The organism is Streptomyces sp. NPDC012510 (genome assembly GCF_042955065.1).
GTDB lineage: Bacteria > Actinomycetota > Actinomycetes > Streptomycetales > Streptomycetaceae > Streptomyces.
Genome location: NZ_JBIBEN010000001.1, coordinates 14,974 through 27,576, shown reverse-complemented (window position 1 = coordinate 27,576; position 12,603 = coordinate 14,974). Strand labels below are relative to the sequence as shown.

10 protein-coding genes, 1 tRNA gene and 1 pseudogene are annotated in these 12,603 nt (G+C 71.4%); 11 read left to right on the top strand and 1 reads right to left on the bottom strand.

Annotated elements, in window-relative coordinates; translation table 11 throughout:
- The first annotated feature begins 13 nt into the window (after nt 1–13).
- From ACFY9I_RS00130 to ACFY9I_RS00085, 10 genes are all read left to right on the top strand, one after another.
- The gene (locus ACFY9I_RS00130; protein WP_390994427.1) at nt 14–2,149 is read left to right on the top strand and encodes an alpha-galactosidase; all 2,136 of its coding nucleotides are present in this window, start codon (nt 14–16) and stop codon (nt 2,147–2,149) included.
- 772 nt (nt 2,150–2,921) lie between these two features.
- Nucleotides 2,922–5,177, top strand: a complete 2,256-nt coding sequence (locus ACFY9I_RS00125; RefSeq protein WP_390994425.1) for an ATP-binding protein — start codon at nt 2,922–2,924, stop codon at nt 5,175–5,177.
- 77 nt (nt 5,178–5,254) lie between these two features.
- Nucleotides 5,255–5,686, top strand: coding sequence for a roadblock/LC7 domain-containing protein (locus tag ACFY9I_RS00120; protein WP_390994422.1), 432 nt, complete (start codon nt 5,255–5,257; stop codon nt 5,684–5,686).
- A gap of 2 nt (nt 5,687–5,688) precedes the next feature.
- On the top strand, nt 5,689–6,060 hold the full coding sequence (locus ACFY9I_RS00115; RefSeq protein ID WP_390995653.1) for a DUF742 domain-containing protein: 372 nt from the start codon (nt 5,689–5,691) through the stop codon (nt 6,058–6,060).
- Nucleotides 6,038–6,637 (top strand): ATP/GTP-binding protein, encoded by a 600-nt coding sequence (locus tag ACFY9I_RS00110; protein ID WP_390994420.1) that lies wholly within the window; start codon nt 6,038–6,040, stop codon nt 6,635–6,637. Before ACFY9I_RS00115 ends, ACFY9I_RS00110 begins: the two co-directional genes overlap by 23 nt.
- Complete coding sequence (locus ACFY9I_RS00105; RefSeq protein ID WP_390994417.1) at nt 6,634–7,191, top strand: GAF domain-containing protein; 558 nt, start codon at nt 6,634–6,636, stop codon at nt 7,189–7,191. The genes ACFY9I_RS00110 and ACFY9I_RS00105 overlap by 4 nt, the downstream gene beginning before the upstream one ends.
- A gap of 198 nt (nt 7,192–7,389) precedes the next feature.
- The gene (tdh, locus tag ACFY9I_RS00100) at nt 7,390–8,418 is read left to right on the top strand and encodes an L-threonine 3-dehydrogenase (RefSeq protein ID WP_390994414.1); all 1,029 of its coding nucleotides are present in this window, start codon (nt 7,390–7,392) and stop codon (nt 8,416–8,418) included.
- A gap of 155 nt (nt 8,419–8,573) precedes the next feature.
- Entirely contained in the window at nt 8,574–9,773 is a 1,200-nt protein-coding gene (locus tag ACFY9I_RS00095; RefSeq protein ID WP_390994411.1) for a glycine C-acetyltransferase, read from the top strand.
- 46 nt (nt 9,774–9,819) lie between these two features.
- Nucleotides 9,820–10,719, top strand: coding sequence for a LysR substrate-binding domain-containing protein (locus tag ACFY9I_RS00090; RefSeq protein WP_390994409.1), 900 nt, complete (start codon nt 9,820–9,822; stop codon nt 10,717–10,719).
- A 289-nt stretch (nt 10,720–11,008) separates the two neighbouring features.
- Nucleotides 11,009–11,368: an MmcQ/YjbR family DNA-binding protein gene (locus tag ACFY9I_RS00085; RefSeq protein WP_390994406.1), complete on the top strand. Its 360-nt coding sequence runs from the start codon at nt 11,009–11,011 to the stop codon at nt 11,366–11,368.
- Nucleotides 11,369–11,416: 48 nt separating this feature from the next.
- Here the strand turns inward: ACFY9I_RS00085 and ACFY9I_RS00080 are convergent.
- Nucleotides 11,417–11,772, bottom strand: a pseudogene (locus ACFY9I_RS00080) (transketolase); the annotation flags it as partial.
- 269 nt (nt 11,773–12,041) lie between these two features.
- On the opposite strand from ACFY9I_RS00080, the gene ACFY9I_RS00075 reads away from it, so the two are divergent.
- A tRNA-Pro gene (locus ACFY9I_RS00075) sits at nt 12,042–12,115 on the top strand.
- The last annotated feature ends 488 nt before the right edge of the window (nt 12,116–12,603 follow it).

The following is a 12,603-nucleotide window of genomic DNA, read 5'->3' as shown; positions in this document are numbered from 1 at the left end:
TGGAAAGGCCACCATGACCAAGGAACAGCAGACCATCCGCTGGGGGCACGAGGCCCTCCAGTTGGAGATCCTCCTCGATGACAACGGCAGCCCGCGCCTGACACACTTCGGGCTGCCCGGCGAGGCGGACAGCAGCCCCGGTACACCCGTGCCCCTGGTTGAGGTGACGGCCGCGGGCCACGGCCGCAGCTGGTCGGGCAGCCGCCTCGTCGACACCGGCCTCGGCGGGCGGCTGCGCCACCGGGCCCACCACGCGACCCGCGACGGCGACTGGCACGCACTGACCGTCCACCTCCACGACCCGGAGACAGGGTTGGCCGCGGAGGTGACCTACCGGTCGCCGGACGGCGTGCCCGCACTCCGCAGCGAGGTGACCCTGCGCAACGAAGGGCAGGCCACGCTGCACCTGGAGTCGGTCAGCTCGCTCGTGGTGGGATGCCTCACCCCGGACGGGCCCGCGGCCATCGACGCCGCGGACCTGCTCTGGGCGGAGAACGACTGGCTCGCCGAGTGCCGCTGGCAGCGACAGCCGATGCGCCGGACCACACCCGCCCTCAGCGGACGCGTGAAGTACGGCCACGGCAAGGCGGGCTTCGCCCTCAACGGGCAGGGCACCTGGTCCAGTTGCGGACACCTGCCGATGGGCGGCGTCACGGACCGCCGTTCCGGCCGCACCTGGGCGTGGCAGATCGAGCACAACGGTGGCGGCTGGCGCTGGGAGTGCCAAGAGCACGACCAGGCGGCCTACGTGGCTCTGTTCGGGCCCACCGACACCCACCACGGCTGGCGGCACCCCCTGGAACCCGGCGCCGCCTTCCGCACCGTACCCGCCGCGCTGGCCTTCAGCGCCGACGGCGGGCCCGACGCCGCGTTCGCCGCGCTGACCCGCTACCGCCGCGTCCTCAGGCGCCCGCACACCGACCACCAACGCCTGCCCGTCATCTTCAACGACTACATGAACTGCCTGATGGGCGACCCCACCACCGACAAGCTCCTGCCGCTCATCGACGCGGCCGCCGACGCGGGCGCCGAGTACTTCGTCATCGATGCCGGCTGGTACGACGACGACAACGGCGGCTGGTGGAACTCCGTCGGCGCCTGGGAGCCTGCCGCCTCCCGATTCCCCGGGGAGAAGGGGATCCACGAGGTGCTGGACCACATCCGCGAGCGCGGCATGGTCCCCGGCCTCTGGCTGGAGCCCGAAGTGATCGGCGTACGCAGCCCCATGGCCGGGTCCCTGCCCGACGAGGCGTTCTTCCGCCGCGACGGCGTCCGCATCGTGGAAGTGGACCGGCACCACCTGGATCTCCGCCACCCCGCCGCCCGTGCCCACCTGGACCGCGTGGTGGACCGCCTGGTCGGCGAGTGGGGCGTCGGCTATCTCAAGCTCGACCACAACATCGACCCCGGCTCCGGCACCAGCGCCCACCCCGGCGAGACCCCGGGCGCCGGCCTGCTCGGCCACAACCGGGCGCACCTCGACTGGCTCGACGGCATCCTGGACCGCTACCCGCACCTGGTGGTGGAGAACTGCTCCTCCGGCGGCATGCGCTGGGACCACGCCCTGCTGTCCCGGCTGCAGCTGCAGTCCACCAGCGACCAGCAGAACCTTCAGCTGTACGCGCCCATCGCGGCCTCCGCCCCCACCGCCGTCACCCCCGAGCAGAGCGCCGTCTGGGCCTACCCGCTGCCGGAGGACTCCCCGGACGAGGTGGCCTTCACCATGGCCAACGCGCTCCTCGGCCGCATCCACCTCTCCGGCCACATCCCGGAACTCGAACCGGAGGCCCGCGCCCTGGTCCACGAGGCGGTCGCCGTGTACAAGGCCATCCGCACCGACCTGCCGCAGACCGTGCCGTCCTGGCCACTCGGCCTCCCCGCCTGGGACGACCCCTGGATCGCCCTGGCCCTGCACACCCCCACCACCACCTACCTCACAGCGTGGCGCCGACCCGGCGCCGCCCCCTCCACAACCCTCCACCTGCCCCACCTGCGCGGCTCGCACATCCGCGCGGACCTGCTCTACCCGTCCGCCAGCCCGGCCACCACCACCTGGAACCCCGCCACCGGCGACCTCTCCCTGGCCCTGCCCACCGCACCTTCCGCCGTCCTGCTCCGCCTCGCCCGCCGGGAGACGAGCGCCGCTTAGTACCCCAGTGCGTTTCGTGATGGACCTGGTGGGGTTCGTCGGCGGACCGTCGTCACCCTCCAACGCGCGGGCTGCACCCTCCTGATGGAGCGCCACAAGGTCCCCGGCGGCTGCGCCACCCCCTTCTGCCGAGGCCGCTTCGAGTTCGAGACGGCGCTGCACCAGCTGCGGTTGCGGGCTCAGGGCGGCCGTCGAGGATGCGGTCCTCCTGGCGCAGTCCGTCGAGGGTCAGGCCCTTGGGCAGGAGGTGTTGCAGGCTGTTCCTGCGCAGAACTCTTGGGGTTCTCGTACTCGCCGTCGACGGAGACGGCGGACTCGCAGCCGGTCGGCGGCTGGGCGGCCTGGCCGCCGGTGGGGGAGCGACTGGACCTCGTGGCGGACAGCGGGAAAACTTGGTGAATTCTCCCGACAGGGTGATTTCTGGATTGACGGAGAGGGCCGGGGCGCGCAAAGCGCCCCGGCCCTCTCCGCTTGTTATCGACCTATTCTGATCAGCTCTGATCAAAATCAGACCGCAAAAGGATTTCGTCAGGAACGTGCGTTCGGAACATTGTCGGACTGTCGCACGAAGCCTCATACCAGAGCGGGACGCATTGCGGTTCTCTTTGTCAACTGCGCGCCGAGCTCGATGCGTTGGCGACTACTGTGAGTCGCCGTCGGACGACGCAGAGCCGAATTCTTCGACTCTCACGACCGACACGCGATGGCGCATGCCCAAGCCGCCCAGCCGCGGCACCCCCCACACCCCAGACGGACCAGTACGAGGACGCTGATGTCTCACCTTCGCGCACCGGCCGCACGCGCAGACCGCCGTGAGGGCGGGCGGCACGGGCGATCGGCCCCCCGCGCCGTCCCCACGCCGCCCGATATCCACATACGGCCACAGTTGCTGCGCCTGGCGGTCCTGCCCCCCACCGCCGTGGCCCTCAGCGCCTGCGCCGCCGTGCTCTTCACCGTCCGGGCCGGCGGAGCCCGCTTCAGCCTCACCCTCTGGGCGGTACTCGCCGGGACCGCCCTGGTGGCCCTCGCCGGCATCGCCATCGCCGCCGTCGCCGCCGACCGCACCGCCAGGTCCCTGCGCGAACGCCTGGGTGCCCTGCGGAAGATCAGCACCAGGAGCGAGGACGACCTGCGCGCCCTCGTCGAGGCACTTCGCCGCGGCGAGCAGCCACCGGCACGCGGGCCGAGGGCCAAGGCCGCGGTGGGCGCCGACGACTTCGAGCAGCTCACCTCCGACCTGACCCGTGCCCACGACAGCGCCGTCACCGCCGTCCTCCAGGCCTCGCAGCTCTCCAGCCACGCAGGCAGCGAACAGAAGCTCGAAGTCTTCGTGAACCTGGCGCGCCGTCTGCAGTCCCTGGTGCAGCGCGAGATCTCCATCCTCGACGACCTCGAGAACGAGATCGAGGACCCCGACCTCCTCAAGGGCCTCTTCCACATCGACCACCTCGCCACCCGCATCCGCCGCCACGCCGAGAACCTGGCCGTCCTCGGCGGCGCTGTCTCCCGTCGTCAGTGGAGCAACCCCGTCTCCATGACCGAGGTGCTGCGCTCCGCGATCGCCGAGGTCGAGCAGTACTCACGGGTCAAGCTGGTGCCCCCGGTCGACGGCACCCTGCGCGGCCACGCCGTCGCCGACGTCATCCACCTCCTGGCCGAACTCGTCGAGAACGCCACGGTGTTCTCCGCCCCGCACACCCAGGTCCTGCTCCGCGCCAACCTCGTCACCTCCGGGCTCGCCGTCGAGGTCGAGGACCGAGGGCTCGGCATGCCCGTCACCGAGCAGAACAAGATGAACGCCCTGCTCGCCGACCCCGACCAGGTGAACGTCGCCAGCCTCCTCCAGGACGGCCGTATCGGCCTCTTCGTGGTCTCCCAGCTCGCCCGCCGCCACGGCATCCAGGTCCGCCTCCAGACCAACATCTACGGCGGAGTCCAGGCCGCCTTCGTCGTCCCCCAGGACCTGCTCGGCACCGACTCCGGCGACGAAACCGCCTCCCAGCCCCACATCCCGCAGATCGGCGGCGCGCGACGTCCCACCGCCGGGCCCCGCCAGGCACAACCCGCCACCGCCCAGCGGGCGTCCGCCCCCGGCCCCGCCGAGCGCCCGGCGACCGACCGGGCCACCCGGACCGCGACCGACCGGCCGGGCCGACCGGCATCCACGCAGCCCACGCGCACCGAGCGCGGCCACCGTCCCACCCCGGCCCCGGCGGCCCCGGCGCGTGCCTCCGTGCCCCGCCAGCAGGGCCCGGTCCGGGCCGGCGGTCAGCAGAGTCCCGGCAGAAGCAGCGGCCCTGCCCCCCTGCCCGTACGCGGCGCCCGCGCGGAGCGGCCCAACCCGGCCGAGGCCGTGCCCGGCATCCGCCCCGACGACCGCCGGACTGTCGCGGAGAACGCCACGACACCCCCGGTCCCACGCGTCGCCGGCGCCGTGCGCGGCACCATGGGCAAGCCGCAACTGCCCCGCCGACGCGCCCAGCAGCACATCGTGCCCCAGCTCCGCGGTGGCCCCCCGCCCGTGTCCCGTCAGGACCCCGACCACTACATCGGCCACGACCCCGGTCTGATGGCCGCCTTCCAGCGCGGCATCGGACTCGCCGAGGCCCGCCAGATGGAGAGCTCCGACTGGGACACCTCGACCCTCGACACGGCGTCCGAGGACCTGACACCCCCGGCCCCGGACGCCGCCTCACGCATCGACACGGGCCGACTGGACACAAGCCGGCTCGACTCGGGTCGGCTCGACTCGGGTCGGCTCGACTCGGGTCGGCTGGACACCGGCGGCCTACCGGCCGCGGCCATGCCACAGGACGGCACGAGCCGCGCGGACGCACTCCACATGGAGCCGGCCCCCATGGACGCGCCCCCCGAGGACGCCGCCCAGCCCCTGGGTGGACACCCCGGGGACGCCGCCCAGCCCCTGGGTGGACACCCCGCGGACGTCGCCCCCACAGCCGTACCGCCGTCGGCCCTCGACGCGGCACGACTCACGCCCCGGCAGGAAGGGAGCACACCGGCCGGATGACCACCCCCCTCACCCCCGCAGCGGTCCCCACCCCCTCCGCTCCCTCAGACCTTCGTACCCCAAGGAGTCGATCCACCATGGCGAGCGATGCGCCGACCGGCCATGTATCCGATCTCGACTGGCTGATGAGCGGCCTCGTCCAGCGCGTACCGCACACCACCAGCGCGGTACTGCTCTCCTGCGACGGGCTCGTGAAGTCGGTCCACGGCCTCGACCCCGACAGCGCCGACCACATGGCGGCCCTGGCCTCCGGGCTCTACTCCCTGGGGCGCAGCGCTGGCGTCCGCTTCGGCGACGGCGGCGACGTCCGCCAGGTCGTCGTCGAACTGGACTCGAGCCTGCTGTTCGTCTCCACCGCGGGCTCCGGCACCTGCCTCGCCGTGCTCGCCGGACGCGAGGCCGACGCCGCCGTGCTCGGCTACGAGATGGCGATGCTCGTCAAGAGCGTCCGCCCCTACCTGGTCACCCAGCCCCGTCAGACCGTCGAACCCTCAGCGATGAGGCCTTGAGCGTGCCCGCGGCCGGCGACGGGCCCCTGTACGACGACGCCGCCGGGCGGCTGGTACGCCCCTACACCGTCATCAACGGCCGGACCCGGCCGACCACCGCGCTCGACCTCCTCTCGCAGGTGATGGCCACCGGGGCGACCCCCCTCGGCTATCTCGGCCCCGAGCACACGACCGCACTCGACCTGTGCCGGGCACCGATCTCGGTCGCCGAGGTCGCCGCCCACCTCAAGCTGCCGGCGGCGGTCACCAAGGTGCTGCTGTCCGACCTGGTCGACTGCGGAGCCCTCACCACCAAGCCCCCGGTTTTCCACCACAACCCGACAGACCGGTCTCTTCTGGAGGCAGTGCTCGATGGACTACGACGACAGCTCTGACCCCTTCCCCACCGCACTGAAGATCTTGGTGGCGGGAGGGTTCGGGGTCGGCAAGACGACCTTCGTCGGCGCGGTGAGTGAGATCGCGCCGCTGAGCACGGAGGAACTGCTCACCACAGTGAGCGCCGCCACCGACAATCTCGACGGCATCGAGAACAAGGTCGAGACGACCGTCGCGATGGACTTCGGCCGCATCACCCTTGATCCGAGGCATGTGCTCTATCTGTTCGGCACCCCCGGACAGCAGCGGTTCTGGTTCATGTGGGACGAACTGTCCGAGGGCGCCCTCGGAGCGGTCATCCTCGCCGACACCCGTCGCCTGGAGGACTGCTTCGCCGCGGTCGACTTCTTCGAGCAGCGCGGCCTCGGCTTCATCGTCGCCATCAACGAGTTCGACAGCTCCTTCCGCTACGACGCCGACGAAGTGCGCGCGGCCCTCGACCTCGACCCGGAGATCCCCGTCGTCTGCTGCGACGCCCGGATCTCCAGTTCGGGCGTGCAGACCCTGCTCACCCTCGTACGGCACCTCCTCGCCCACACCCCGGCACAGCTGCCGAGCCACGGAGCCCACACGTGACGTACGACCCGCCGCGTCCGGTCGGCCGGCTGCTCCTGACGCCCGATGACCGGGACGCCCCCGAGCGGGTGGTGCGGCTGCGGACACTGGGACTCGGTGAGTACGCCGAACCGGCCTTCGACGCCTTCGCGGACCGGCTCGCCGAGGTCGGCGCGGTGCCGTACGCGATGGTCAACTTCATCGACGAGAAACGGCAGTTCTTCGCGGGTCTGCATGTGTCGGCGGTGCCGACGGCGGACACCTCGGTGCTCGGGGTGGACCGTCAGCTCGCCCGGGACCACGGCTTCTGTCCCTACGTGGTGGTCCGCCGCAAGGCCCTCGTCCTCGAGGACGTGCGCGAATACCCGAAGTTCGCGGGGAACCCCGTCGTCGACGACCACGGCATCCGCTCCTACCTCGGCGCGCCGCTCATCGACCGCACGGGCATCGCCCTCGGCACCGTCTGCGTCCTCGACGTGCGGCCACGCCCCTGGGGCAGGGAGGGCCTGCGGACCATCAAGGCGATGGCAGCGGAACTGGCCGCGCGGATCGAGGGGCGGGAGGCGTTCCCGTGACGCCCAGCGCGGTCGGCAGATCATGGCGGATGCCGCGGCCCGGCGGGGTGTGAAGGAAAGCTGCGGCGGAGGTTAAGAAAACCTCGATGGACCCGGGGCGCCGCCGTACGGCAGATTGCTCAGCGATCCCACCCCTCTCCCCGGTACGGGTCTCATCGTCGTGCTCCGCGCCGGGACCTCACCCACAGGAGCCGTAGCGTGAAGGCACTGGTCAAGGAGAAGGCGGAGCCCGGACTGTGGCTCGTGGACGTCCCGGAGCCCGAGATCGGCCCCGGCGACGTACTGATCAAGGTCCTCCGGACCGGGATCTGCGGCACGGACCTGCACATCCGGTCCTGGGACGGCTGGGCCCGGCAGGCCGTCCGTACACCGCTCGTGGTCGGCCACGAGTTCGTCGGCGAGGTCGTCGGGACCGGCCGTGACGTCGCCGACATCCAGGTCGGCGACCGGGTCAGCGGCGAGGGCCACCTGGTGTGCGGCAGGTGCCGCAACTGTCTCGCCGGCCGCCGTCACCTGTGCCGTGCCACGGTCGGCCTGGGCGTGGGTCGCGACGGTGCCTTCGCCGAGTACGTCGCCCTGCCGGCAGGCAACGTCTGGGTCCATCGTGTGCCCGTCGACCTCGACGTGGCCGCCGTCTTCGACCCGTTCGGCAACGCCGTGCACACCGCGCTGTCCTTCCCGCTGGTCGGCGAGGACGTCCTGATCACCGGCGCCGGGCCCATCGGTCTGATGGCGGCGGCGGTGGCCCGGCACGCGGGCGCCCGCAATGTCGTGATCACCGATGTCAGCGAGGAACGGCTCGCGCTCGCCCGCAAGATCGGAGTGAGCCTCGCGCTCAACGTGGCGGAGTCGTCCATCGCCGACGGGCAGCGGGAGTTGGGCCTGCGTGAGGGCTTCGACATCGGCCTGGAGATGTCCGGTCGCCCGGAAGCCATGCGCGACATGATCGCCAACATGACGCATGGCGGCCGGATCGCGATGCTCGGACTGCCCGCCGAGGAGTTCTCGGTCGACTGGTCCAGGATCGTCACCTCCATGATCACCATCAAGGGGATCTACGGCCGTGAGATGTTCGAGACCTGGTACGCGATGACGGTGCTTCTGGAGCGCGGACTCGACCTCGCCCCCGTGATCACCGGCCGGTACGGGTACCGCGACCACGAGGCGGCATTCGCGGACGCGGCGAGCGGCAGCGGCGGCAAGGTCATCCTCGACTGGACTGTCTGAATTTCGGCTCGGTTCGCCTCCGCGGCGCCAAAGCCTGCGTCGGGCGGCCGATCGTGCTCGACCCTCCTCCGTCGGGCCTGCGCGCGTTCGCCCTCTCGACACAGGCGCGCCCCTTCGGCTCACTCGCTCTCTCATCGCACCCTAGGAGCCCTCTGATGTTCGACTCCGTGCGCGACGACCTCCGCGCCACCCTCGACGAGATCCGTGCCGCCGGTCTGCACAAGCCCGAGCGGGTCATCGGCACCCCGCAGTCCAGGGCCGTAGCCGTCACCGCCGGCGGTCGCCCCGGCGAGGTCCTCAACTTCTGCGCGAACAACTACCTCGGTCTCGCCGACCACCCCGAGGTGATCACCGCCGCCCACGAGGCCCTCGACCGCTGGGGCTACGGCATGGCGTCCGTCCGCTTCATCTGCGGCACGCAGGAGGTGCACAAGGAACTGGAGGCCCGGCTGTCGGCGTTCCTCGGTCAGGAGGACACGATTCTGTACTCCTCCTGCTTCGACGCCAACGGGGGTGTCTTCGAGACGCTGCTCGGCCCCGAGGACGCGGTGATCTCCGACGCCCTCAACCACGCCTCGGTCATCGACGGCATCCGGCTGTCGAAGGCCCGCCGTTTCCGGTACGCCAACCGCGATCTGGCCGATCTGGAACGGCAGTTGAAGGAGGCCGACGAGGGCGGCGCCCGCCGCAAGCTGATCGTCACCGACGGCGTCTTCTCCATGGACGGCTATGTGGCCCCCCTCCGGGAGATCTGCGACCTCGCCGACCGCCACGACGCCATGGTCATGGTCGACGACTCCCACGCCGTCGGCTTCACGGGCCCCGGCGGCCGCGGCACCCCCGAACTGCACGGTGTCATGGACCGCGTCGACATCATCACCGGCACCCTCGGCAAGGCCCTCGGCGGCGCCTCCGGCGGTTACGTCGCCGCCCGCGCCGAGATCGTCGCCCTGCTGCGCCAGCGCTCCCGCCCGTACCTCTTCTCCAACACGCTCGCCCCGGTGATCGCGGCGGCCTCGCTCAAGGTCCTCGACCTCCTGGAGTCCGCCGACGACCTGCGCGTCCGCCTCGCCGAGAACACCGCGCTGTTCCGCCGCCGGATGACCGAGGAGGGCTTCGACATCCTCCCGGGCGACCACCCCATCGCCCCTGTCATGATCGGCGACGCGGCGAAGGCGGGACGCCTGGCCGAGCTGCTCCTGGAACGCGGCGTCTATGTGATCGGCTTCTCCTACCCGGTCGTCCCGCAGGGCCAGGCCCGCATCCGCGTCCAGCTCTCCGCCGCGCACTCGACGGACGACGTGCACCGGGCCGTGGACGCGTTCGTGGCCGCACGCGCCGAGCTGGAGGCCTGAGCCGTGCCCGAGCAGGGAAAAGCGCGCATTTGAGAGAATCGATCCCATGATCGAAGCACGGCGGCTCCACATCCTCCGTGCGGTGGCCGACCACCGCACGGTGACGGCGGCTGCCGCCGCGCTCTATCTCACCCCCTCCGCCGTCTCCCAGCAGCTCACCGCCCTGGAGCAGGAGACGGGCCACCGCCTGGTCGAGCGTGGCGCGAAGGGCGTACGGCTGACCCCGGCCGGCGAGATCCTGCTCGGCCACACCAACGCGGTCCTCGCCCAGCTGGAGCGGGCGGCGGCGGAACTGGCCGCGTACGGCTCGGGCGCGGCCGGCACGGTGACGGTCGCCTCCTTCGCCACCGGCATCGCCCAGGTCGTCGCGCCCGCGCTGGCCCGTCTCGCCGACTCCGCGCCCGGCATCCGTATCCGTGTCCAGGACGCGGAGGGGGACGCCAGCCTCCCGATGGTCCTGGACCGGCAGGTCGACATCGCCGTCGCCGTCGAGTACCGGGGCGCCCCGGCCGCCGACGACCCACGCCTGACCCATGTCCCGCTGTACGCCGAGCCCTTCGACGCGGTGGTGCCCGTCAGGCACCGTCTCGCCGACACGGCCGAGGTGCCACTCGCCGAGCTGGCCAAGGACCCGTGGATCGGCCCGTACCCCGGCAACCCCTGTCACGACGTGGTCGTCCTGGCCTGCGAGAACGCAGGCTTCCAGCCTCGCCTCGAACACTCCTCCGACGACTTCCGCGCCGTCGTCGCCCTCGCCTCCGCCGACGCGGGCGTCGCCCTCGTGCCCCGCTCGGCCCTGCGAGCCATGGACCTCACGGGCGTCGTCGTACGCCCCGTCGACGGCGTCGCCCCCACCCGCCGGGTCTTCGCCGCCGTTCGCCGGGGCGCGGAGGGGCATCCGCTGATCCGGCCGGTGCTGGAGGCGTTGGGGGAGGCGGCGGAGTGAGAGCGGCACCCCCCGGGTGACCGACCATGAGGCCGGGCACCGGCCTGCCACCGGGGACTGTCCTGCGGATGCGGTGCGGATGCGGATGCGGATGCGGATGCGGATGCGGATGCGCATGCGGATGGGGGACCCGAGACCTCTACGGCGGGAGCGGCCGGACCTGCACGGGACGATTCCCGGACCACGCGGCGAACCCCATGGGACCCCGAGGCCATGTCGATCCACCACAAGCGGTGGGGCCGGGAAACCTGCCAGGTGATTGTCGGTGGCGACCGATACCGTGCGTCCCATGCCCGATGCAGAAGACGTACGCAGAGTCGCCCTCTCCCTGCCCGACACCACGGAGAAGGTCGCCTGGAGCATGCCCACGTTCCGGGTGGCGGAGAAGATGTTCGCGACCCTGCCGGAAGACGAGACGTCCATGGCCGTGCGCTGCCCGAAGGACGAGCGCGACGAACTGGTCCTCGCGGAGCCCGAGAAGTTCTGGATCGCCGACCACGAGGCGGGCTTCGCATGGGTACGGGTACGGCTGGCCGCCCTGGAGGACGAGCCGGAGCTGCGCGACATCCTCGCCGACTCCTGGCGCCAGGCGGCCCCGCCCCGACTCCTCGACTCATACCCGGAGTTGGGGCTCCCGGCCGCCGACTGACACATCCGCCGACCGGCCCAGGAGCCCGCTGATCCATCAATCCATCCATCAGGAAGGTTCCTGGCCCAGGAACCCACCGATCCGTTCCCGTAGCGAGGCCGCGTCCACCCGTGCGCGGCCACGTGCTCCTCGACCTGCCCGTACCGCCGTAGTTGCCGCCGTCCGACCTTCAGTCCGAGCACGCGGTGCGGTACGTCGGCGAGCGCGTCGTTCGCGGCGGCCGTCGAGGTGCCCGCCAGGTACGGCTCGACGAGGACGACATCCGTGCCCGCCGTCCGAGTGGCCCGGCGCAGCGCGGCCGAGTCGAAGGGCCGGACGGTGGTCTCGTAGAGCACGGTCACCTCCAGCCCCTCCGTGGCGGCGAGGACGGGGTCGAGCATCGGCCCCACGGCGACGACGACCCCGTGCACATCCAGCGTGGACGGGGCCGCCGGCCCGTGCTTCTCGCCACCGTCATCAGGCCCATCAGTCCGGGCAGGTCAGTGAACCCGTATGCACGCTCCGCGGTCGTCGTCATACAGAACACCGTGCAACCTCAACCAAATTTCAGGTCAAGCGCCACCGGTGTGGCGGCCTCCCGCCGCCCCCGTAAACCGGTGCGCGATCACCGGCCCGAGTGCGGTATTGTTTCCGTGCGCGTTCAGCCAGGGGAAACCCCAGGTCAGACGGGCAACGGGACGTGGCGCAGCTTGGTAGCGCACTTGACTGGGGGTCAAGGGGTCGCAGGTTCAAATCCTGTCGTCCCGACTTGCGAAAGCGCAGGTCGAAGGCCGTACCGAAGGATTCGGTACGGCCTTCGTCATGTTTTGTTGCCGGGTCCGTGGGCGGTCCGTGCGCATCACCGACGAGCGAGCGGAACCACTGGCGAGCGCGATGGTGGCGCAGTCGTTCGTACCCTGGCCGGCCGCCGTGAACTGATCCGGCGTCATATCGCGCGGACCCGTTCGGAAATCGACATGCGGGGTGCGACAGAGGACGGGCATGGTCCTGCCCGGCGGCCCGCTCAGTCAGTACCCTCGCCTGAAAAGGCGGCCGAACGGCGGTCGACGTGTTCGAGCACGAGCCGCTGACCGAGACCGGGCGGCCCCGTTGCCGCGGCTGCCGAACACCCTGTGCGCACCGCACCTCGGATTCGTCGGGCGCGGTCACCAGGAGTTCGTCCACGGCGACGCCTCCCACATCACGCGACGCCGGGTCCCCGCGACTGATTTCGAAACTCTCGGCAGGGTCGAACG

Coding starts and splice junctions, on each gene's coding strand:
- ACFY9I_RS00085 (WP_390994406.1), top strand. CDS start 11,009: ATGCCCGATGCAGAAGACGTACGCAGAGTCGCCCTCTCCCTGCCCGAC.
- ACFY9I_RS00120 (WP_390994422.1), top strand. CDS start 5,255: ATGGCGAGCGATGCGCCGACCGGCCATGTATCCGATCTCGACTGGCTG.
- ACFY9I_RS00090 (WP_390994409.1), top strand. CDS start 9,820: ATGATCGAAGCACGGCGGCTCCACATCCTCCGTGCGGTGGCCGACCAC.
- ACFY9I_RS00095 (WP_390994411.1), top strand. CDS start 8,574: ATGTTCGACTCCGTGCGCGACGACCTCCGCGCCACCCTCGACGAGATC.
- ACFY9I_RS00130 (WP_390994427.1), top strand. CDS start 14: ATGACCAAGGAACAGCAGACCATCCGCTGGGGGCACGAGGCCCTCCAG.
- ACFY9I_RS00125 (WP_390994425.1), top strand. CDS start 2,922: ATGTCTCACCTTCGCGCACCGGCCGCACGCGCAGACCGCCGTGAGGGC.
- ACFY9I_RS00110 (WP_390994420.1), top strand. CDS start 6,038: ATGGACTACGACGACAGCTCTGACCCCTTCCCCACCGCACTGAAGATC.